The following is a 19,874-nucleotide window of genomic DNA, read 5'->3' on the forward strand; positions in this document are numbered from 1 at the left end:
CAAAATTTCAGGAGGGAAAGTCAGGACGCTGCGCAGGTCAGAAATTCGGGCCATAAACTGCACCATAAGAGGCGTTTACTGGCTGAATAACGGCTCTGTATGCAAGCCTGCTGGGTTGAGTACCAGATGGGAACGACGGGCTAAAGCAGGTCGATACCAAACCTTTTCAGGCATAACGCCCACAGCACGAACAGGACGAGGGTGATCAGGCAACTGAGTCCCAGCGTGAGCCAGAAGCCGGTGCGTTGGTACAGAAAAGGAAACAGGATAAACATCGGCAGGGTCGGAACCACATACCAAAACGTATACCAGGCATGAGCGGCAATTTTCGCCTGGGTCTGTCCTTCAATTTTCATCCAGATCAGCACAAGGATAGTGACAAGCGGCAGCGCCGCCAGCAGTCCACCCAGGCGATCGCTGCGCCTGGCCGCTTCAGAAATAATCACCACCATCAGGGCGGTGATCGCATATTTCGAGATAAGCCAGAGCATGAATTTTTCCGTAATGAATCAGTTAAGCGGCAGCGCTCGCGGTGTTATCAGCGTGGTTTCCGGTGGAACACCATGCTTAAGGATGCTAACACGATCTCTACTGCTGAATCAGAGCGTACACAACCCTTGGGGCTGATGTCACTCTTATGTCACTGTCGTTTATCATCGTCATCGTCATCGGCTGCGCCATCGCAGCGGCGTCGCGGTCCGCTACAGGCACGGACCGCGACGCCGCAGTGGACTCAATAGCGGGAGGGTTCCCCCTCTGGACGGGTTTTAAAACGACGGTGTAGCCACATGTACTGCTCAGGTGCCAGTAGCACACCGTCTTCCACCACCTTATTCATGCGCCGTGCGGTGTCTTCATCGCTGGTCAGCGGAAAGTCAGCGCTCACGTCAGGCAAAATAATCAACTCGTAGCCGCGCCCTTCAGGCAGACGACGCGGTACAAAGGGAATAACCGCCGGTTTACCGGTACGAATGAGCATATGCGTACCCACGGTGGTTGCCGCCTTTTCGACGCCAAAGAAGGGCACAAATACGCTGCTGCGCGGGCCATAATCATGATCGGGTGCGTACCAGATAATATCGCCACGCTTCAACGCCCGAATCATGCCTTTAAGATCCTTGCGATCTAACATCCCTTTGTTTGATCGCATGCGGCCTCGCGTCTGCAGCCAGTCGATGAGTTTGTTGTCGTTGGGCCGATAAACGCCGATGCCGGGATTGTGGATGCCAAACATCCGTGCGCCGATCTCCAGCGTTAAAAAATGCATGCCAATTAACAACACGCCACGCTGGGTGTCATGCGCCTGCTGGATGTGTTCCAGACCAGAAGGTTTGTGCCATTTGTGAATCCGCCAGTCGGGCCAGAACCAGGCCATGCCGGTTTCAATCAGTCCCATGCCCACCGATTCAAAGTTATGCTTGATCATGGCTTCGCGATCGACATCGGGCATATCCGGGAAGCTGAGTTCAAGATTACGGCGAGCAATGGCAACGCGTCGTTTCATAAATCGTCTGGCAAGGCGACCAATGCCGCTACCCAGCGCATAGAGCAGCGGATAGGGCAGCAATACCAGGATATACAGTAAAACGACACCCAGCCAGGTAAACCAATAGCGGGGATGAAGAAGCGCACGTGAAAATTGAGGCAATTGGGTCATCTTAAATATTATTATCCTGCGTCGTGCACCAGCGGTGCTGTTTTTCGTCAGTTGCGGTTATTGTGCCATTTTTTTTCCCACTGCTGAAATGTTACAACATTTCGCAGATTGTTGCCGGGAGTGAAAAAAGAGAGATATAAGTACTCGGGCCACCGAAAATGTACAGGTTTAACTATCAATTTTTCTTATACGCTTCGCATTTTTATCAATTCAGGTATCATGTGCGCGCTAAATTTCTTCTATTGATAACAGGAACGAACACCATGCCAGTGTTACATAACCTTGTTTCCAATAAAGAGCTGAAGGCGCGTATGTTGGCTGAAACCGAGCCGCGCACCACAGTCTCTTTTTACAAGTATTTCACTATTGCCGATCCAAAAGCGTTTCGTGACGAACTGTACCTCGGTTTAACCGCGTTAAAGGTGTTTGGCCGTATTTACGTCGCGCACGAAGGTATCAATGCACAGCTCAGCGTTCCCGCCAGCCAGTACGAGGCGATGAGAGCTTTTCTGTACGGCTTTGATCCGGCGTTGAATAACCTGCGAATGAATATTGCGCTCGACGACGATGGCAAATCATTCTGGGTACTGCGGTTGAAAGTGCGTGACCGCATTGTTGCCGATGGCATCGATGACGAGACCTTTGATGCCAGCGATGTTGGCAACTATTTGAAGGCGGCAGACGTGAACGCCATGCTCGACGATCCTGATGCGGTCTTCGTCGATATGCGAAATCACTACGAGTATGAAGTGGGGCGTTTTGACAATGCGCTTGAGGTGCCCGCCGATACGTTCCGCGAGCAACTGCCCATGGCTGTGGACATGCTCAAGGACAAGAAAGATAAAAAAATCGTGATGTATTGCACGGGCGGAATTCGCTGTGAAAAAGCCAGCGCCTGGATGCGGCATAACGGTTTTGAGGATGTCTACCATGTCGAGGGCGGCATTATTGAATATGCCCGCCGTGCACGTGAACAAAATTTACCGGTACGCTTCAAAGGTAAAAACTTTGTTTTTGATGAACGTATGGGTGAGCGCATTTCAGATGATGTGTTATCTAACTGCCATCAGTGCGGTACGCCTTGTGACACCCACGTAAACTGCGTCAATGACGGTTGCCACCTGTTGTTCATCCAGTGTGAAAGTTGTGCGGAAAAGTACGAGCACTGCTGTAGCCCGCTGTGCCAGGAGGAAGCGCGCCTGTCACCTGAAGAACAACGTGCCCGCCGCGCCGGACGTGAGAACGGGAATAAAATCTTCAATAAGTCGCGTGGTTTGTTGAATATGACTATTCCAGCGCCAACCCGCAAATAGTCGCCGCCGCCTGAAGCCTGGCTTCAGGCGGCTTGTTATTACTTACGCACGCCTTCCACTGAGATGATTAATTCAACCTTCTGAGAAGCAGGGCCCAAATCCTGGGTAATGTTAAAGTCTTTCAGCGCAATCTCGCCTTCGGCTTCAAAGCCGGCACGATAGCCGCCCCATGGGTCCTTACCTTCGCCCATCATTTTGGCTTCCAGCGTCACCGGTTTTGTCACGCCGTTCAGCGTTAAATCACCCGTTACGGCCAGCTTGTCGCCCTCTTTTTTCACTGCCGTGGACTTAAACGTCGCCGTCGGATGTTTTGCGACATTCAGGAATTCCGGGCCACGAATGTGTTTGTCACGCTCGGCATGGTTGGTGTCCACGCTGTTGGTGTTAATGGTGACATCCACTTTATCCGCCGAGGGGTTATTGGCATCAAAGCTGAATGAGCCATCAAAGTCTTTAAAGGTGCCGTACAGCCAGCTGTAGCCTAAATGCTGAATACGGAACTGAACAAAGGCGTGCTGGCCTTCTTTATCAATTTTATAATCAGCCGCGTTGGCGGTCAGTGAACCCAGCAGTAAACCGGCGCTTGTGATGGCCAGAAGCGTTTTCTTAAACATATTACTTTTCCTTTTCAGAGGTTGATCGGATGCGCAGACCCAGCATCCTTTTCAGGGTGATATCGCGATCGATAAAGTGGTGTTTTAACGCGGCCAGGCCATGTAAGCCTGAAAGGATCACAATGCTCCATGCCAGCCATAAATGAATATCTCCCGCTAAATCTGCCTGTTCGCCCGCGCCGGTCAGTAGAGCAGGCAGGGAAAACCACCCGAATACGGAAATGGGTTTGCCGTCGGCGGTAGAGATTAAATAACCGCTGAATAAAATGGCGATAAGCAGGCTGTAAAGTAACCAATGCGCGACGACCGCGCTGATACGTACGGCGGCAGAATAGCTGCTCAGGGGTTTGGGCGGCGGGGAAATCACGCGCCACAGGAGACGAATAATCAGGGCCAGCATCAGCATGACACCAATGCTTTTATGGATCTCTGGCGCATTGTGATACCAGGTATCGTAATAGCTCAGACCGACCATCCATAAACCCAGTGCGAACATGGCATAAATGACCAATGCCATTGACCAGTGTAAGAAAACAGAGAGCAATCCATAATGGCTGGATGAATTATTTAGCGACATTTTGCAGCGGCATCTTAAGAATAAGTGGAAATAAGAATCTACAGAATGAAACACAAAAGCAATAATGCTTACTTTTCTATAAATATCTTGTGTACTGATGAAATCGACTCGCGAAGTGAATCGGGTAAGCACAATATTATTGAATGAGAAAATTCCAGAATGGATGAAAAAGTCAAAAAGGGGACAAAACTGGCCGGTAATGGAGAGATAACGAGGGAATAAAACGTAAAAAATCGCTGAGTGTAAATTTATGTCAGCGCGGCGCCAGGTTAATCCCGTTCGCCGCACCGTTTTTAATGAAAACGTGACAGCCTGAACGGTGAGAGATCAAATTCAAAAGGCTGGTTCTGAGCAAACTGACTGGCGAGCTCACCTAACACGCTGGCAAATTTAAATCCGTGGCCGCTTAAGCCGGTTATCACCAGACGATTGGGTTCGCCCGGCAAGGTATCGATAATAAAATCTTCATCGGGACTGAAATCATAACTACAGGCTTCGCCGTGCAGACATACGCCCACGCCAGGCAAGAACTGGCGTAAAAAGCGAAATGTTTCACTGCCATCGGCGGCAAGGCTGCCGAAAGGTTTGCGGTCTTCCGGTTGGGTCATCAGCTGACCACCGTCATGGCGGCCTACCTTCAGGGCGTTGTTATCGGCGGGGAAGCCGTAATACTGGCTGCCATCGGCCATTTCACAGGTGAACCCCGGAAACGCATTGTTTTCACTGTAGCGCCCATCCGCCTGATACCAGGCAAAGACTTTACGTGTTGGTGATACCGGCAGGTCAGGTATCAGTTTGCTCACCCATGTGCCTGCGCTCACCAGCATCTTGCGACCGCGATAAATGCCGTCAAGAGTGGTGACCTGCTGTAAATCGCCTTCGCGGCTGATTTGCGTCACCGGGCAGTTAAACAGCTGCGCGCAGCCCTGTTTTTCGGCCAGCTGAATCCAGCTTCGTACGGCCTGTTCGCTTTTTAAAAAGCCGGACTGAGGTTCAAAGACGCCCAGATAACCATCGGGAACGGTAAACTGTGGCCAGCGTTTTCGGACTTCCTCGGCCTGTAATACCTCGACAGCAAGCTGCCAGGTTTTTGCGCTATTGATGACGTTTTGGATAAATTCGGAATGCGCGGGCGCGATATTTAAGACGCCGCAACGGTGCATGATGCGTTCGCCAGCCTGCTGTTCCAGCGCATCCCATAATGCTTGTGCCCGCAAAACCAAAGGGACATAGCGTTCGCCTTCTCCGTAAGCATGACGGATGAGGCGGCTTTCGCCGTGGTGAGCGCCTTGAGTATGGGGCGGATGTGCGCTGTCAATCATCAGCACGGAGAGGCCCGCTTGTGTGGCGTAATAGCCTGCGGCTGCGCCAACGGAACCGCTACCGACCACAATAAGATCGTAAATCATGAAAATGGAACTCCTGAAAGGGTTACATAATCAACAGCATACCAGAAAGCCCAATAAAAAAGGCACCCTGGAGGGTGCCTTGCTGATGCAGCAGTATTAATGCTTCTTTAGTAGTCGTTCTATCTGCTCGGCAGATTCAATCTTAGCGATACCCGCTTCAAGAATGGAGATGAACTGCTTTGCTACATCAGTCGTCAGCCAGTAGGTAGGGCCAACGTCTGCGTCTTCTTCAGTTTGATCTTGCGACGAAAGGGAGTGCAGACGGATCATCATCGCATCATAGCTGTCAACAGTACTAATATCCCAGCCCACCAGTGGATGGGTCTGAATTACATCTTTGCGACTGTCCATTATAACCTCCTTATTACTCGTTAAACGAAGTGCATGATGAGGTTCAATGCGGCTTTTTAATTTCCACTGCGAAACAATTATAACAGCAAAATAGCGATTTACTGATTAAACGTATCACGGAACGCCTGAAAGCAGAATATTTGTTTCTAAAACGGTAAGGCTGAGAAGATATAATACCTGAATGCTGGGGCAGTAATCGTCCTAATTGAACAATAAAAATGGCCTATTATCCCTCGTTGACACCACGTCAGATAAGCGAGGTTTCAGCGCCTGTCGTGCCGCTGCGCTTTTGTAACGTCTCTGCCAGGCGGGCAAACTGCTGCTGCAGCTGCTCATCATGGTTTTGATTTTGCGCTTCAAGAGAAAGATTATGCACCAGTAACTGACTGGCCCGGTCATCAAGACAGAAAATCAGGCTGGAGAATGCATTTTCCAGCACCGTTAAACGACGCTGCTGTTCACCGATAAGCGTTAACAGCTCGCCAAAGGTCATCGCTTCTTCTGGTTTGTCTGTAGTCATGGGATGCAACTCCTTTTATGCATGATCAGCGCCAGCATAGGGCATTGATCATTCGGAGTCCAGATGGGGCGAGCGGTTAGTCAGACTTTAAATGAAGATAAAAAAACCGGGTGGCGAAACCCGGCAAAAAACAGCACAGTAGCGGTTAATCGGTAATAAACCAGTCGTCAGCGCTTTCCCATGTTTGTTGCAGGATTTCGCTGATTTGATCACGCGTATCTTTATCACCACCCAGAACGCTTAACTGGTTAGCCGTGGCGTAACGCACCTTGACGTGGTTCGTGAATTGCGGAAAGTGTTCATCAATGCGGCGCGACAGCTCCTGGCTCAGAGCTTCCATCGCGCCAGCGGGAAGAGGTTGGGTCTTGGCAACGGTAATTTCAACACGCATAAAAGCCTCCGTATAAGATACTGTATATAACTACAGTATTATTAATCGGGAGGCAAGTGAAATTATTTTACGCGCCAGTTCAGCGTTTCACCGGCAAGGAAAGGCACCAGCTGATGTGAACCCATCTCAATGGTTTCTGCCACTGTCCACGGCTCACGCACCAGCGTGATCTGGTCCTGATTAAGCGGCAGGCCATAGAAGCGTGGACCATTCTCAGAACAGAACGCTTCAAAATGCTGCAGGGCATCGAGCTCTTCAAATACCGTCGCGTAAGCGGGCAGGGACGTTGGCGCATTAAAGACGCCTGCACAGCCGCAACTGCTCTCTTTCAGATGACTTAAGTGCGGTGCCGTGTCGGTCCCCAGGAAGACGCGTGGATGACCGCTGGCTACCACCTTACGCAGAGCCTGCTGATGTGTATTGCGCTTCAGGATCGGCAGGCAGTAAAGATGAGGACGAATCCCGCCGACCAGCATATGGTTACGATTGAACATCAGGTGTTGAGGGGTGATGGTGGCGGCCAGATTTTCATTGGCACTTTCCACATATTCCGCCGCGTCTTTAGTCGTAATGTGCTCCATCACGACTTTCAACGCAGGAAATTGCTGACGCAGCGGCTCCATTACCGTTTCAATAAAGCGGGCTTCGCGATCAAAGATATCAATATGCGCGTCGGTGACTTCACCGTGCACCAACAGCGGCATGCCCAGCGTTTGCATCCGCTCCAGCACCGAGGCAATTGACTGAATATTGGTGACGCCATGACTGGAATTGGTGGTCGCATGAGCAGGATAGAGCTTGGCTGCCGTGAACAACCCGGAACGGAAGCCGCGTGTCAGTTCTTCAGGATCTAACGAGTCAGTGAGATAGCAGGTCATCAGCGGCGTAAAAGCATGACCATCAGGCAACGCGGCCAGAATGCGATCGCGATAAGCTTCGCCCGCTGCGACGCTTATCACCGGCGGAACCAGATTAGGCATGACGATGGCACGACCATTGACCGCGCTGGTATAAGGCAGCACGGTTTTAAGCATATCGTCATCACGAAGATGGATATGCCAGTCATCTGGGCGGCGGATAGTAAGTTGCTGAGGTTGTGCGGTCATTAATACGGCTCCGGCATGAAGGATAAACGAATGGCGTGTTTGGGCCGGGTTATAAGCATAAGGACTCAGGCAACCGTTTGCACCTGTTTTTGCATCTCAAAAAAAATCCGCGCCGAAAAGCGCGGAGTTGAAGCGGGATCAAGACATCGGTAAAGCATTAATCGGTGAACGGAATCACCAGTTCGCCAGGTTTAACTTCCAGACCTTTAGCAAATTTTTTCGCCAGCGATTCAGCTTTACTGCGGTCGGCGCTCAGCACATACGCAGGCTGCTGGTCAAAATAGCTTTTTAGCGACTGATTCAGGTAGGGCGTCAGCGTTTTCATGATAGAAGCCATCTTGTCTGGCTGAACCTGCGCATCCACGATTTCCATATCACGCAGGTAGACGGCACCTTGCTGTTGGTCGAACACAGGTTGGGCGCGCATCTTGAGTTGCATATCGGCCTGCTGTGGGCCAAACAGCGAGGACACATTGATCTTGGCATTACCCGATAACGTGACCTTACCCGGCTCCTCACGACCAATCTGACTGGTGAGGTTATTCAGCACGATATGGGCATTAACCAGTCCCGACACACCAATGTCTTTTTCGAAATTATTGTGTTTTTGCAGTGCCTGATTCACTTCCTGTTCGCTGATGGTGTATTGGGTTAACTGATTACAGCCGCTCAGCAATACCGCTAAAAACAGGGCAATCAGCCCGTAAAAAGCCTTCTTCATATTTCCCTCATTTAAATGAAAAAGTAGATCACGCCATAGCCTGCCTGAATGCAGGCAGTCTGTCATCAGGAATGGGCTGAGATGGCGTTGCCGTATGTGCCTTTCAGCCAGGGCGCTGGAGGTCCCACAGGCATAAATGCACGGCCTGAGCTTGTCCGGTAAATGCGCCTTCTGGCGCAAGTCAGGCGGCTTTGTCAGGGGCTGATGCTGTCAAGGCAAAGCAAGGAGGGGATGAAAACCACGGCGACATCAGACGCGGCCTTTATCATGCCGGTCAGCGTAAAACCATTCCGATCACCTAATCGGTCAGCGTGTCGGATGATAAACAAACAGCCCGGCGGCCATTGTGTGTGTAACGTTTTACCGCAGACCTGGCGGCGGTTATAGTGAATGTTATCAAAGACTGGCATTTCCTTCCCGCCATGGATTTCAGGAGAGATGATGTTTGGCTATCGTTCTGCCGCGCTGAGGGTGCGACTCACCACCGAGCGGCTGGTGGTAAGACTGGTTCACGAACGTGATGCGTGGCGATTAGCGGACTACTATGCTGAAAATCGCGATTTTCTCAGACCCTGGGAACCGGTACGTGATGACAGCCACTGCTATCCGTCTGGCTGGCAGGCCCGGCTGGGCCTGATTGCAGAGATGCACAAACAGGGTTCAGCTTTCTACTTTGTTTTGATGGACAGCAACGAAACGGAAGTCCGCGGCGTGGCGAACTTTAGCAATGTCCTGCGTGGGGCGTTTCATGCCTGCTATCTCGGCTATTCCCTCGGTGAGAAGTGGCAGGGGCAGGGCATGATGTTTGAGGCACTACAGTCGGCGATCCCGTACATGCAGCGGCAACAATATATTCATCGCATCATGGCTAACTATATGCCGCACAACCAGCGCAGTGGTGATCTGCTGGCGCGCCTGGGCTTTGAAAAAGAGGGATATGCTAAAAATTATTTAATGATTAACGGCCAGTGGCAGGATCATGTCCTCACGGCGTTAACCTGCAAAGAATGGACACCTAATCGTCGTGGGTAAGAAGAGGAATGCTGAATGAAGATGGCCTTATCAGCGCAGGCCCTGCGCGTTCTGGGTTGCCTGCTGGAAAAGCAAATCACTACACCGGAACAGTATCCGCTCTCATTAAACGGCGTAGTGACCGCCTGTAATCAGAAATCAAACCGCGAACCGGTTATGGGGCTGAGCGAAAGCGACGTGCAGGCTGAACTCGATCTACTGGTAAAAAAACACCTGGTCACGTCTAACAGCGGCTTCGGTCAACGGGTCGTTAAATACGAACAGCGTTTCTGCAATTCAGCTTTTGGTCATTTGCAACTGAGTCGTGCAGAAGTCGCCGTACTCACATTACTGTTCCTGCGCGGGGCGCAAACCCCGGGCGAACTGCGCACGCGAAGTGGTCGCCTGCATGAGTTTGTAGATGTCACCGAAGTCGAACAGACCCTGGAAGGGCTGGCATCGCGCGAGGACGGTGCGATGGTGGTGCGCCTGGCCCGCGAACCCGGCAAACGTGAAAGCCGTTTTATGCACCTGTTTGCCGGCGACGTGGAGCAAATACCCTCTCAGGCTGATGCCGTCCCGGATGATGCTGCGCTACTGGAACGCGTGACGTTGCTGGAGCAGTCTGTTGCAGACTTACAGGCGCAACTGGCGCTTTTACTGGAAAGAGAACAATAGATGACGATTCGCATTGGTGTAGTCGGGTTGGGTGGTATTGCACAAAAGGCCTGGCTGCCGGTTCTGTCTCAGGCTCAATCCTGGCAGTTGGTCGGTGCCTTTTCCCCTAATCAGGCAAAAGCGCAGGTCGTCTGTGAACGTTATCGTATTCCGTGTTTCGGGTCTTTGAATGATCTTGCTGCCGCCTGTGATGCCGTGTTTGTTCATACCAGTACCGCCAGCCACTACGAAGTGGTGCATGCGCTGCTGCTGGCAGGAAAGGATGTGTGTGTGGATAAACCGCTGGCGGAAACCCTTAACCAGGCTGAAATGCTGGTGACGCTGGCCGAAAAGAAACAGCGCCGGTTGATGGTGGCTTTTAACCGCCGTTTTGCGCCCCGCTATCAGCAGCTCAAGGCGGAGATGGACGCCGTTGCCTCACTGCGCATTGAGAAACATCGCGGCGACAGCGTAGGGCCGCATGATCTTCGCTTCACCTTACTGGATGATTACCTTCATGTCGTCGACACCGCGCTGTGGCTGACCGGAGGGCGCAGGCTTCCCCGGCAGGGACATATCGCCACCAATGAACAGGGACAAATGCTCTATGCTGAGCACCATTTCAATGCCGGTCAGGTGCAGGTAACCACCAGCATGCATCGTCGTGCAGGAAGCCAGCGTGAACGCATCAGCGCGGTAGGGGAGGGCAAGTGCATTGATATTCTGGATATGCGCGACTGGCAGGAGGAGCGCGGGGCGGGCGTGATCATCACACCGCCTGCGCCATGGCAGAGCCATCTTGCCCAACGCGGTTTTGTCGGGGCGGCAGAACATTTTATTCAATGTGTCGAAAATCAGACAAAGCCGGAGACCAGCGGCGAGCAGGCCCTGCTGGCGCAACGCGTGGTCGAATCGATGTGGCGCGATGCCGAACGGGAATAATGCCTTGTAACACTCAGCGCTGGTCATTTCGTACGATGGCAGTAGACTATCGCCCGAGCTGTGACCTAACCCGTGCTAAGTCACGCATTTAGCCGATTCTTTTCAGGATGCCCCGTCAATTATGAATTTGTTGAAATCGCTGGCAGCGGTCAGTTCTATGACTCTGTTTTCCCGCGTGCTGGGCTTCGCCCGTGATGCCATTGTGGCGCGTGTATTCGGCGCCGGCATGGCCACTGACGCCTTCTTTGTGGCGTTTAAACTGCCCAATTTGCTGCGACGTATTTTTGCGGAAGGCGCGTTCTCGCAGGCTTTTGTCCCCATTCTGGCGGAATACAAAAGTAAGCAGGGAGAAGAAGCCACCCGGTTGTTTGTGGCCTACGTATCGGGGCTGCTTACCCTGGCTCTGGCCCTGGTGACCGTGGCAGGAATGGTTGCCGCGCCCTGGGTCATTCTGGTGACCGCGCCGGGGTTTGCGGACACCGCAGATAAATTCGCCCTCACCAGCGCGCTGTTGCGCGTGACCTTTCCGTATATTCTGCTGATCTCCCTGGCGTCACTCGCCGGGGCGATACTGAACACCTGGAACCGTTTCTCCGTTCCCGCATTTGCGCCAACCTTGCTGAATGTCAGCATGATTGGTTTTGCCCTTTTTGCCGCACCGCACTTTCATCCGCCTGTTATGGCACTGGCGTGGGCCGTAGTGGTGGGCGGCGTGTTACAACTGGGCTACCAGTTACCCCATCTCAAAAAACTGGGGATGCTGGTCCTGCCGCGTCTCAACCTGCGTGATGCCGGTGTATGGCGCGTTATGCGTCAAATGGGACCCGCGATTCTGGGCGTGTCGGTCAGTCAAATCTCGCTCATCATCAACACCATTTTTGCTTCTTTTTTGGTGTCTGGTTCCGTTTCCTGGATGTATTATGCTGACCGCCTGATGGAGTTTCCTTCCGGCGTACTGGGCGTTGCGCTGGGAACCATTTTGTTGCCGTCACTGGCGAAAAGTTTCTCCAGTGGCAATCATGATGAATATTCACGCTTAATGGACTGGGGCCTGCGCTTATGCTTTTTGCTGGCGTTACCCAGTGCGGTGGCGTTAGGCATGTTGTCCGGGCCTCTGACTATCGCCTTGTTCCAGTATGGCAAGTTTACCGCTTTTGATGCGGCGATGACCCAGCGCGCCCTGATCGCCTATTCGGTCGGCCTGATGGGCCTGATTGTGGTGAAAGTACTGGCACCGGGATTCTATTCACGTCAGGACATTAAAACCCCAGTCAAAATTGCTATTGTAACGCTGATTGTGACCCAGCTTATGAATCTGGCCTTTATCGGCCCTCTTAAGCATGCCGGGCTGGCGCTCTCAATTGGTTTGGGTGCCTGTCTGAATGCCGCGCTGCTTTACTGGCAACTGCGTAAAAAGAAAATCTTCCAGCCGCAACCGGGATGGGTAGGTTTTTTACTGCGTTTATTGGTGGCTGTCGTGATAATGGCTGCCGCGCTGTTTGCGATGCTCTACTGGATGCCTGTCTGGGAGCAGGGCAACATGCTGTGGCGTTTGCTGCGGCTGGCGTTGGTCTGTGCCGTTGGCGGTGGCGCTTACTTCCTGGCGCTTGGGCTGATGGGCTTTCGCCTGCGCGATTATGCGCGACGCACGACCGTCTGAATGTAACAATGCCTTGAGCGTAGCGTGATGTGTTAACCCTTTATGCAAGCCGCAACGGATCACGTTGCGGCTTTTTACTGCCCAGGCGCAGAGCAAGGTGAGGTACGGCGTTCCCTCGGCCTCACTCAATGACAGCCATGATGCAACGCTCCTGGTTGCGCTATTAAGCGCAGGTGATACCGGCTCATGTTATGGCAAGGGTTGATGAATAAAGCGTTGTGATGAAGGTACAACCTGTGATGTAGCGAGAAAAAAGCGTTTCACTGAGATTTGTCATCAATAATTCACGGTTTATTCGTTGATCTTTCGTATCTGGAAAAGCGGGATCGTGAAAATGCTAATGTTGTAATAAATTGATTCAAAAGTAGATTTTTGCATAAAACCCTTTCCCGTACTGCCGATGAATACAGTCAGTCAATCATCAACAGGAGAGAAGGGAAATGCACACCAACGCCACTGAAAACGAAAAGCTAAGTCTCTGGCACAACCTCAAGCTTATTCCATTGTTCAGTCTGATCTTCGGCAGCATCTTATTTCTGTTCGTATTAAGCAGCAGTATTTCCGCCTGGTTTCTGAGCCAGGGCAGGCATTCGCTTGACGTTTCGACTGATGAAATTGAGGTTCGGCAGGGGCTGCTTGACAGTTCAACGCACATGCGTTCAGCAAGGCTGAATATCATTCAGGCGGGTGCTGCCACGCGCATTGCGGACACCGACAAATATAACGCGTTTTTACTCGCCACCGATGCCAGCGTTAAGAAGGCCGAGAAAGGACTCAACATTTATCTTAGCCGCGCCGTTAAGACGCAAGCCGGGATCGATCTTGATGCGCAGCTTCAGTCCCGATTTAACGATTATCTTCATAAGGGACTGCTGCCGATGATCGAGGCGGCCAAACAGGGCAGTTTTGAAGAGATCATTGCAGATGAAACCGAGGCCGACACCCTCGACAGGGCCTATAAAGATGTGCTGATGAAAGCGATTCAGATGCGGAATCAGCGCTCTCAGGATATAAAACAGCAGGCCGTAGAGCAGGTTAAGACAGGTTATATCACCATGTTAGCGGCTTTTGTGTCGTCAGTTTTGGTTGTGCTACTCGCTTTTGTGTTACTCAAAAGGGTGGTGATTACCCCGTTACGGCAGTCTCTGTTCCGTATTGACCTGATCGCCCATGGCGACCTGACCGCCAGGCCTTCCGCCTGTGGACGCAACGAGCCGGGCCGGCTGCTGTCCAGTCTTCAACTGATGCAGTCCTCCTTGTCGAATACGGTCGGCTCGGTGCGCACTGGCGCAATCGCGATTCTCCAGAGTGCGGGAGAAATTTCTTCCGGCAATAGCGATCTTTCGTCCCGGACAGAACAGCAAGCCGCATCACTGGAACAGACGGCGGCGAGCATGGAGCAACTGACGGCGACGGTGAAGCAAAACGCAGACAATGCTCATCACGCGTGTCAGCTGGCATCTGACGCGTCGGGTAAAGTCCAGACGGGCGGCGACATTGTGAACCGCGTTGTAAAAACGATGGACGACATTTCCGGGAGCTCGAAAAAGATTGCAGAAATCACTGGCGTTATTAACAGCATTGCTTTCCAGACCAATATACTCGCGCTGAATGCGGCGGTAGAAGCCGCGCGGGCAGGGGAACAGGGCCGTGGTTTTGCCGTTGTTGCCAGTGAAGTGCGCAACCTGGCGCAGCGCAGCGCGCAGGCGGCAAAAGAAATCGAAACACTGATTTCGGCTTCTGTCGGGCTGATTAACGGCGGCACTGCGCTTGTCAGCGACGCGGGCAGTACTATGATGGCAACAGTTGAATCTTTTCGCCGGGTGAATGACATTATTTCTGAAATCGCGGCGGCCTCCGATGAACAAAGCAAGGGCATTCAGCAGGTTAGTCAGGCTGTTACCGAAATGGATGCTGTGACACAGCAGAATGCGTCGTTGGTTGAACAGGCCTCGGCGGCGGCGGCTTCGCTCGAAGATCAGGCCGATAAACTGACCCAGGCCGTTTCAGTTTTCAAAATCGAAAACCACTCTGTAACTCATTCCCTTCCCCCTTTCTCTGCGGTAGCCAAATCCGTTGACGCAGTATTGACTGTGCCTGACGTCGGACATGAAAACTGGGAGGCCTTTTAAGCAGGAGCAAGAGTGGCCGACGGGATGCGTGTTTTCTCTTTAGGTGAGATGCACGTCAGGCTTAAGCGGCTATTATCTCCAGCGCGAAGGACATGGCGGGTGAAGCCGCCATGATCAGACGGAATTGCCTGTGTTTATTGCCACGTCTCAGGCAAGCCTGATATCAGTCTGCAATTTCATAAATGGCGAGGCGCCCGCGCCGAAAGAATCGATACGGCAGCGCGCAGGCGGGTTCAGACCCGGGCGTTGGGATATAAAAAAACCGTCATCCCTGTGAGATGACGGTCTTTTCAAGACGGATGACTTAAGGTTTGTCATCACCCGGCAGAGACAACAGGTTGTCTCTGGGGAGTGACAGCAACACCGGTCAGCCTTTACGGCTTAGCGTTGCCTGCCCTTGTCCTTTCCCGTCCGGGCCATAAAACGCCTGCGTCTGGTGAGGTTTCAGAACGTCTAAAGCGTCATGGGTAAAGGTAATTTGATGCTGCAACAAAATACCGTTGTGAGTATTTGCATTGTGTAACCGACGCGTGTGCTGCTGGATACCTTCCCAGCGGCGCGCCATGTCACTCTGACCACGATAAGGGGCAGATGTACCCAGGCTTTTCTCGTTACTACGACGCATTTCGTCTAAATAATTCAACGTACTCAGTAGCGCACTTTTATCTTCTGTAATGCGCTGCAAGTTGTTGCTGTTGATCATTCCAGACGACAGCTGTTGTTGCTCTTCATCCAGCACGGTGGCCAGAGACACCAGCACTTCCTGCATCTTATCTAACGTGGTCAGCAAATTACTCATGGGGATTATTTACCCTCTAAATACGCCTTAGTGTCGGCAATTAGCGCATCGGCGATTTTGCCAGTATCCATCTTCAACTCGCCATTACGAATGGCGGTTTTCAATTGTTCTACGCGCTGGACATTAATGTCCTGGCTGCTGGGCTGCATAAGCTGTGCTTGTGCACTGCTCAGGTTAACCTGGGCGGCTGCAGGCGTGGTTGCAGTAGTACTGCTGCTCTGACGCACTCGGGCAGTTTGTTGCTCGCTGCTGTCACGTGTTTGCACGGTGCTTGCGGGCTTAGACGGTTGTGTTCTGTCGATGCTCATATTCGGGCTCCTGTGAGGTCAGGGGAGTCTGCCACCTGAATCATAATAGCGTAATCGCTTAGCTGATTCTTCTATCGGCAGATAAACAGGCTTCTTTAATGTTTTATAGTGTTATAAGAATTTTCCCATCATCGCTCACACGACCACTCACAACCTGACCATTTCCCATACGTACCCGAACCCACTGCGATATCGTGCCATTGTTCAACGCTTTGCCCTCACCGCTAGCGTCAAACCCGTCTCCGCTGGCCACCACCATCACATCCTGGCCTGCTTTAACGCGCCATGGCTGGCGCAACATAGACTGACTTACAGGTTGCCCCGGTTGGATATCACGCAAGACCACCGCATCCGCTACTGACTCATCGTTGAGCAACGTGCGCGGAGGCAACGTATCCAGACGTCCGTTTTCAATGCGGAAATCATCTTTGCTAACGGTATTGCCACGGGGAATGGCGTTTTTAGCGACCACATACGCCCCAGTGACCTGTACCTGCACCTGAATATAACGGCGATTCTCACCGCAGTTAGCCGCCACACTCATGTTGCCCCATGCCCGGCTGTTGCCCGGCAGGGTAAATTGTGGCGCGTCACACGCTGGCCACTGCGTCTGCGGCGTGCGGATAACCACATTCATGCCTGCCGCGTGTTGGGGATCACGCGCCTTAAAAAACTGGTTCAGTTGGGCACTGAAATCGCCTGCCATAACGGGTAAGGCAAACAGGGCCAGCAGGCCGGCTAACAGGGCTGGATATCCACGCATGTGCTTTTCCTCACTGATGATGTCAACGAGTGTACGCGCTTAAAAAAAAACTCAAGAGCAAAAATAGCGACGATTTGAGGCGTTATTCAGACGATGACTCTTGCTTTTTCCCGATTAAGCTGCCAACTCGAAATTCTCATTTGCGGAGGAAGCATGCTCGACAAACTCGATGCGGCGCTACATTTCGGTACCGAAGCCCTTAACCTGCGAGCTCAACGTCAGGAGATTCTGGCATCTAACATTGCCAACGCCGACACCCCGGGCTATCAGGCCAGGGATATCGACTTTGCCAGCGAGCTGAATCGGGCAATGGCGAATGGACGTGCTGAAGGCAGTAGCCTGGCGCTCAAAGTCACTTCGTCGCGTCACATTGAAGCGCAGACGAACTCGGCACCGTCAATGAATATGCTGTATCGCATTCCGGATCAGCCATCTGCCGACGGTAACACCGTGGATATGGACCGCGAACGTACGCAGTTCGCGGATAACAGCCTGAAATATCAAACCGACCTCACGCTTATCAGTAGCCAAATCAAAGGCATGATGAGCGTGTTACAAGGGCAATAATTATGGCCTTGCTTAATATTTTTGACATTGCCGGCTCAGCAATGACCGCGCAATCACAGCGATTAAACGTCAGCGCCAGTAACCTGGCTAACGCCGACAGCGTGACCGGCCCGGACGGACAGCCGTATGTGGCAAAACAGGTCGTTTTTCAGACCGATGCTGCTCCCGGTGCCGCGACAGGTGGTGTGAAAGTGGCGCAGGTCGTGGACGATCCTACACCGGCAAAACTGGTCTACGACCCAGGTAACCCAATGGCAGACAACAAAGGTTACGTGAAAATGCCTAACGTGGATGTGGTAGCCGAAACGGTGAACACCATGTCGGCGTCACGCAGCTACCAGGCTAACGTCGAGGTACTGAACACCGTGAAGTCGATGATGATGAAAACGCTGACCCTGGGTCAGTAACGGAGAAAAATAATGGCTATCTCGGTAGGCGTTAATGAAAAGCTGGACCCCACGGTACTGAGTTCGTCCAGCACCGGCACGGGGAACAGTTCTCAGGACCTGCAAAACCAGTTCCTGACCATGCTGGTCACACAGTTACAAAACCAGGACCCGACAAATCCAATGGATAACAGTCAGCTGACGACGCAGCTGGCACAGATTAACACCCTGAGCGGTATTGAAAAACTGAATACCACGCTGGGATCGATTTCCGGCCAGATCAGCACCAGCCAGTCTCTGCAGAGCTCCACGCTGATTGGACATGGGGTGATGGTCAATGGCTCCCAGATCCTGGTAGGCAAAGGCACCACGACACCGTTTGGCGTTGAGCTGACTAACGCAGCGACCACCGCCACGGCGACGATCAGTGACGCACAAGGCAATGTGGTCAGTACCCAGGACCTGGGTTCACTCACTGCGGGCGTACACACCTTTTCGTGGGACGGAAAATTACCTGATGGCAGCGTTGCGCCAGACGGTAAATACAAAGTTGCGATTGCTGCCAGTAACAGCAGCGGTCAACAGGTAGCACAGCCACTTAATTATGCCTACGTCAATGGCGTAAGCACGGCGGGTAATACCGCAACACTGGATCTCGGCACCATGGGCTCCGCCACCCTTGACGACGTACGTCAGATTCTCTGATTCACCTGTAGACAGGAGAGGTTTAAATGTCATTTTCACAAGCGGTCAGCGGTCTCGGCGCTGCCTCAAGTAACCTGGACGTTATCGGTAACAACATCGCTAACTCCGCCACAGCGGGCTTCAAATCCAGTACCATCGCGTTTGCCGACATGTTCGCCGGCTCTAACGTAGGTCTGGGTACAAAAGTTGCCGCCGTTATCCAGAACTTTAACGATGGTTCAACCACCACCACCAGCCGTGGACTGGATGTTGCGCTGAGCGGAAACGGTTTTTTCCGTTTGACCAACTCTGCGGGCGCGGTTTCCTATTCACGTAACGGCCAGTTCACACTCGATCAGAACCGTAACCTGGTGAATACCCAGGGTCTGAATGTAACCGGTTATCCGGCATCAGGCGTGCCGCCAACGATTCAAAGCGGTGCCAACCCGGTTGCGATTAAAATCCCAACCACGCAGATGTCTGCGAACGCGACCACCACGGCTAACCAGGTGGCAAAGCTGAACTCAACGTCTGCAACGCTGGATGACACCAAGTTTTCAGCCACTGACCCGACAACGTACAGTGCTAAAAACACGATTACCATGTACGACACGCAGGGTAACGCCCACTCGCTTGACATGTATTTTGTTAAGACGGCAAACAACACCTGGAAGATTCATGGCATTGACTCAACCGCGGGTTCCGCTGTGGGTAACTACCAGATGTCCTACGATGCCAACGGTCAAATGACCGGTGTGTCCAGCCTGGATGCGACAGGCGCCGTTGTCGCGGGTTCAACCACGCCAAGCACAGCCAGTATCACCATTCCTGGTGTCAATGGCGCAAATGGCACGACCGTGGCCTTGAACTTTGTGGGCAGCCTGCAGCAAAACACCGGTGCGACCACCTTTGGTAACGCCACGCAAAACGGTTATGCCCCAGGCGACCTGACCAGCTACGCCATTAACAATGACGGCACCATCACCGGCAGTTATTCCAACCAACGTACTCAGTTGCTGGGACAAATCGTTCTGGCGAGCTTCTCTAACCCGGAAGGCCTGAAATCTCAGGGTGACAACGTCTGGTCGGAAACCAATGCGTCTGGACAGGCTGCAGTTGGCCTGGCGAACACCGGAACATTTGGTTCACTGACCGCCGGTGCGCTGGAGTCCTCGAACGTTGATATGAGTAAAGAGCTGGTCAACATGATCGTCGCGCAACGCAACTACCAGGCGAACGCGCAGACCATCAAAACGCAGGACCAGATCCTTAACACCCTGGTCAACTTACGTTAATTCGCTAACGG

At 52.4% G+C, this 19,874-nt stretch carries 23 protein-coding genes; 10 read left to right on the forward strand and 13 right to left on the reverse strand.

The window, feature by feature from the left end:
- Positions 1-140: 140 nt before the first annotated feature.
- Both CMR03_RS18885 and CMR03_RS18890 read right to left on the reverse strand, forming a co-directional pair.
- Positions 141-491 (reverse strand): DUF3147 family protein, encoded by a 351-nt coding sequence (locus tag CMR03_RS18885; protein ID WP_063879033.1) that lies wholly within the window; start codon positions 489-491, stop codon positions 141-143.
- Positions 492-733: 242 nt separating this feature from the next.
- The gene (locus tag CMR03_RS18890; protein WP_063879034.1) at positions 734-1,657 is read right to left on the reverse strand and encodes a Kdo(2)-lipid IV(A) acyltransferase; all 924 of its coding nucleotides are present in this window, start codon (positions 1,655-1,657) and stop codon (positions 734-736) included.
- 263 nt (positions 1,658-1,920) lie between these two features.
- On the opposite strand from CMR03_RS18890, the gene trhO reads away from it, so the two are divergent.
- Positions 1,921-2,970, forward strand: coding sequence for an oxygen-dependent tRNA uridine(34) hydroxylase TrhO (trhO, locus tag CMR03_RS18895; RefSeq protein WP_063879035.1), 1,050 nt, complete (start codon positions 1,921-1,923; stop codon positions 2,968-2,970).
- A gap of 38 nt (positions 2,971-3,008) precedes the next feature.
- Here the strand turns inward: trhO and CMR03_RS18900 are convergent, their stop codons facing one another.
- From CMR03_RS18900 to CMR03_RS18935, 8 genes are all read right to left on the reverse strand, one after another.
- A complete protein-coding gene (locus tag CMR03_RS18900; protein WP_063879036.1) occupies positions 3,009-3,584 on the reverse strand; it encodes a YceI family protein in 576 nt (191 codons plus the stop codon).
- A 1-nt stretch (position 3,585) separates the two neighbouring features.
- The gene (locus tag CMR03_RS18905; protein WP_096012322.1) at positions 3,586-4,161 is read right to left on the reverse strand and encodes a cytochrome b; all 576 of its coding nucleotides are present in this window, start codon (positions 4,159-4,161) and stop codon (positions 3,586-3,588) included.
- A 293-nt stretch (positions 4,162-4,454) separates the two neighbouring features.
- Positions 4,455-5,570 carry an N-methyl-L-tryptophan oxidase gene (solA, locus tag CMR03_RS18910; RefSeq protein WP_096012323.1) on the reverse strand — a complete coding sequence of 372 codons (1,116 nt, stop codon included), beginning with the start codon at positions 5,568-5,570 and terminating at the stop codon, positions 4,455-4,457.
- A 96-nt stretch (positions 5,571-5,666) separates the two neighbouring features.
- Positions 5,667-5,921, reverse strand: coding sequence for a biofilm formation regulator BssS (gene bssS, locus CMR03_RS18915; RefSeq protein WP_063879039.1), 255 nt, complete (start codon positions 5,919-5,921; stop codon positions 5,667-5,669).
- A 247-nt stretch (positions 5,922-6,168) separates the two neighbouring features.
- Positions 6,169-6,441 carry a hypothetical protein gene (locus tag CMR03_RS18920; RefSeq protein WP_063879040.1) on the reverse strand — a complete coding sequence of 91 codons (273 nt, stop codon included), beginning with the start codon at positions 6,439-6,441 and terminating at the stop codon, positions 6,169-6,171.
- Between the two features lie 145 nt (positions 6,442-6,586).
- On the reverse strand, positions 6,587-6,832 hold the full coding sequence (gene dinI / locus CMR03_RS18925) for a DNA damage-inducible protein I (protein WP_096012324.1): 246 nt from the start codon (positions 6,830-6,832) through the stop codon (positions 6,587-6,589).
- Positions 6,833-6,894: 62 nt separating this feature from the next.
- Positions 6,895-7,938: a dihydroorotase gene (pyrC, locus tag CMR03_RS18930; protein WP_063879042.1), complete on the reverse strand. Its 1,044-nt coding sequence runs from the start codon at positions 7,936-7,938 to the stop codon at positions 6,895-6,897.
- Positions 7,939-8,095: 157 nt separating this feature from the next.
- On the reverse strand, positions 8,096-8,659 hold the full coding sequence (locus tag CMR03_RS18935) for a lipoprotein (protein WP_096012325.1): 564 nt from the start codon (positions 8,657-8,659) through the stop codon (positions 8,096-8,098).
- Positions 8,660-9,100: 441 nt separating this feature from the next.
- Here CMR03_RS18935 and rimJ point away from each other — a divergent pair, with 441 nt between their 5' ends.
- The 5 genes from rimJ (at position 9,101) to CMR03_RS18965 (ending at position 15,061) form a co-directional block, all read left to right on the forward strand.
- Complete coding sequence (gene rimJ, locus CMR03_RS18945) at positions 9,101-9,691, forward strand: ribosomal protein S5-alanine N-acetyltransferase (protein ID WP_063879045.1); 591 nt, start codon at positions 9,101-9,103, stop codon at positions 9,689-9,691.
- A 15-nt stretch (positions 9,692-9,706) separates the two neighbouring features.
- Entirely contained in the window at positions 9,707-10,348 is a 642-nt protein-coding gene (locus CMR03_RS18950; protein ID WP_096012327.1) for a DUF480 domain-containing protein, read from the forward strand.
- Positions 10,349-11,269, forward strand: a complete 921-nt coding sequence (locus CMR03_RS18955; protein ID WP_096012328.1) for a Gfo/Idh/MocA family protein — start codon at positions 10,349-10,351, stop codon at positions 11,267-11,269.
- A gap of 121 nt (positions 11,270-11,390) precedes the next feature.
- On the forward strand, positions 11,391-12,929 hold the full coding sequence (gene murJ, locus CMR03_RS18960) for a murein biosynthesis integral membrane protein MurJ (RefSeq protein ID WP_063879048.1): 1,539 nt from the start codon (positions 11,391-11,393) through the stop codon (positions 12,927-12,929).
- Positions 12,930-13,369: 440 nt separating this feature from the next.
- Positions 13,370-15,061: a methyl-accepting chemotaxis protein gene (locus CMR03_RS18965; RefSeq protein ID WP_096012329.1), complete on the forward strand. Its 1,692-nt coding sequence runs from the start codon at positions 13,370-13,372 to the stop codon at positions 15,059-15,061.
- Between the two features lie 367 nt (positions 15,062-15,428).
- Here the strand turns inward: CMR03_RS18965 and flgN are convergent, their stop codons facing one another.
- The 3 genes from flgN to flgA all read right to left on the reverse strand — a co-directional run bounded on the left by flgN (position 15,429) and on the right by flgA (position 16,931).
- Positions 15,429-15,860: a flagellar export chaperone FlgN gene (gene flgN, locus CMR03_RS18970; RefSeq protein ID WP_063879051.1), complete on the reverse strand. Its 432-nt coding sequence runs from the start codon at positions 15,858-15,860 to the stop codon at positions 15,429-15,431.
- Positions 15,861-15,865: 5 nt separating this feature from the next.
- Positions 15,866-16,168 (reverse strand): flagellar biosynthesis anti-sigma factor FlgM, encoded by a 303-nt coding sequence (gene flgM, locus CMR03_RS18975; protein ID WP_063879053.1) that lies wholly within the window; start codon positions 16,166-16,168, stop codon positions 15,866-15,868.
- Between the two features lie 103 nt (positions 16,169-16,271).
- Positions 16,272-16,931, reverse strand: a complete 660-nt coding sequence (gene flgA, locus CMR03_RS18980) for a flagellar basal body P-ring formation chaperone FlgA (protein WP_096012330.1) — start codon at positions 16,929-16,931, stop codon at positions 16,272-16,274.
- A 153-nt stretch (positions 16,932-17,084) separates the two neighbouring features.
- Between flgA and flgB the strand changes: the two genes are divergently transcribed.
- The 4 genes from flgB to flgE are packed head-to-tail and all read left to right on the forward strand — an operon-like array spanning position 17,085 to position 19,863.
- Positions 17,085-17,498, forward strand: a complete 414-nt coding sequence (gene flgB / locus CMR03_RS18985) for a flagellar basal body rod protein FlgB (RefSeq protein ID WP_063879057.1) — start codon at positions 17,085-17,087, stop codon at positions 17,496-17,498.
- Between the two features lie 2 nt (positions 17,499-17,500).
- A complete protein-coding gene (gene flgC / locus CMR03_RS18990; protein WP_063879059.1) occupies positions 17,501-17,905 on the forward strand; it encodes a flagellar basal body rod protein FlgC in 405 nt (134 codons plus the stop codon).
- 12 nt (positions 17,906-17,917) lie between these two features.
- Positions 17,918-18,589, forward strand: a complete 672-nt coding sequence (gene flgD, locus CMR03_RS18995; RefSeq protein WP_063879061.1) for a flagellar hook assembly protein FlgD — start codon at positions 17,918-17,920, stop codon at positions 18,587-18,589.
- A 26-nt stretch (positions 18,590-18,615) separates the two neighbouring features.
- A complete protein-coding gene (flgE, locus tag CMR03_RS19000; RefSeq protein ID WP_063879063.1) occupies positions 18,616-19,863 on the forward strand; it encodes a flagellar hook protein FlgE in 1,248 nt (415 codons plus the stop codon).
- Positions 19,864-19,874: the final 11 nt, after the last annotated feature.

Origin of the sequence: Pantoea allii, from assembly GCF_002307475.1 — a bacterium.
GTDB lineage: Bacteria > Pseudomonadota > Gammaproteobacteria > Enterobacterales > Enterobacteriaceae > Pantoea > Pantoea allii.

What these genes read in the sequence shown, in the direction of transcription:
- flgA (WP_096012330.1), bottom strand. Translation starts at nt 16,931, where the DNA reads ATGCGTGGATATCCAGCCCTGTTAGCCGGCCTGCTGGCCCTGTTTGCC.
- CMR03_RS18920 (WP_063879040.1), bottom strand. Translation starts at nt 6,441, where the DNA reads ATGACTACAGACAAACCAGAAGAAGCGATGACCTTTGGCGAGCTGTTA.
- CMR03_RS18955 (WP_096012328.1), top strand. Translation starts at nt 10,349, where the DNA reads ATGACGATTCGCATTGGTGTAGTCGGGTTGGGTGGTATTGCACAAAAG.
- CMR03_RS18965 (WP_096012329.1), top strand. Translation starts at nt 13,370, where the DNA reads ATGCACACCAACGCCACTGAAAACGAAAAGCTAAGTCTCTGGCACAAC.
- CMR03_RS18885 (WP_063879033.1), bottom strand. Translation starts at nt 491, where the DNA reads ATGCTCTGGCTTATCTCGAAATATGCGATCACCGCCCTGATGGTGGTG.
- flgD (WP_063879061.1), top strand. Translation starts at nt 17,918, where the DNA reads ATGGCTATCTCGGTAGGCGTTAATGAAAAGCTGGACCCCACGGTACTG.
- CMR03_RS18890 (WP_063879034.1), bottom strand. Translation starts at nt 1,657, where the DNA reads ATGACCCAATTGCCTCAATTTTCACGTGCGCTTCTTCATCCCCGCTAT.
- pyrC (WP_063879042.1), bottom strand. Translation starts at nt 7,938, where the DNA reads ATGACCGCACAACCTCAGCAACTTACTATCCGCCGCCCAGATGACTGG.
- flgB (WP_063879057.1), top strand. Translation starts at nt 17,085, where the DNA reads ATGCTCGACAAACTCGATGCGGCGCTACATTTCGGTACCGAAGCCCTT.
- CMR03_RS18900 (WP_063879036.1), bottom strand. Translation starts at nt 3,584, where the DNA reads ATGTTTAAGAAAACGCTTCTGGCCATCACAAGCGCCGGTTTACTGCTG.
- flgE (WP_063879063.1), top strand. Translation starts at nt 18,616, where the DNA reads ATGTCATTTTCACAAGCGGTCAGCGGTCTCGGCGCTGCCTCAAGTAAC.
- flgM (WP_063879053.1), bottom strand. Translation starts at nt 16,168, where the DNA reads ATGAGCATCGACAGAACACAACCGTCTAAGCCCGCAAGCACCGTGCAA.
- CMR03_RS18935 (WP_096012325.1), bottom strand. Translation starts at nt 8,659, where the DNA reads ATGAAGAAGGCTTTTTACGGGCTGATTGCCCTGTTTTTAGCGGTATTG.
- murJ (WP_063879048.1), top strand. Translation starts at nt 11,391, where the DNA reads ATGAATTTGTTGAAATCGCTGGCAGCGGTCAGTTCTATGACTCTGTTT.
- trhO (WP_063879035.1), top strand. Translation starts at nt 1,921, where the DNA reads ATGCCAGTGTTACATAACCTTGTTTCCAATAAAGAGCTGAAGGCGCGT.
- bssS (WP_063879039.1), bottom strand. Translation starts at nt 5,921, where the DNA reads ATGGACAGTCGCAAAGATGTAATTCAGACCCATCCACTGGTGGGCTGG.
- dinI (WP_096012324.1), bottom strand. Translation starts at nt 6,832, where the DNA reads ATGCGTGTTGAAATTACCGTTGCCAAGACCCAACCTCTTCCCGCTGGC.
- flgC (WP_063879059.1), top strand. Translation starts at nt 17,501, where the DNA reads ATGGCCTTGCTTAATATTTTTGACATTGCCGGCTCAGCAATGACCGCG.
- flgN (WP_063879051.1), bottom strand. Translation starts at nt 15,860, where the DNA reads ATGAGTAATTTGCTGACCACGTTAGATAAGATGCAGGAAGTGCTGGTG.
- CMR03_RS18950 (WP_096012327.1), top strand. Translation starts at nt 9,707, where the DNA reads ATGAAGATGGCCTTATCAGCGCAGGCCCTGCGCGTTCTGGGTTGCCTG.
- CMR03_RS18905 (WP_096012322.1), bottom strand. Translation starts at nt 4,161, where the DNA reads ATGTCGCTAAATAATTCATCCAGCCATTATGGATTGCTCTCTGTTTTC.
- solA (WP_096012323.1), bottom strand. Translation starts at nt 5,570, where the DNA reads ATGATTTACGATCTTATTGTGGTCGGTAGCGGTTCCGTTGGCGCAGCC.
- rimJ (WP_063879045.1), top strand. Translation starts at nt 9,101, where the DNA reads ATGTTTGGCTATCGTTCTGCCGCGCTGAGGGTGCGACTCACCACCGAG.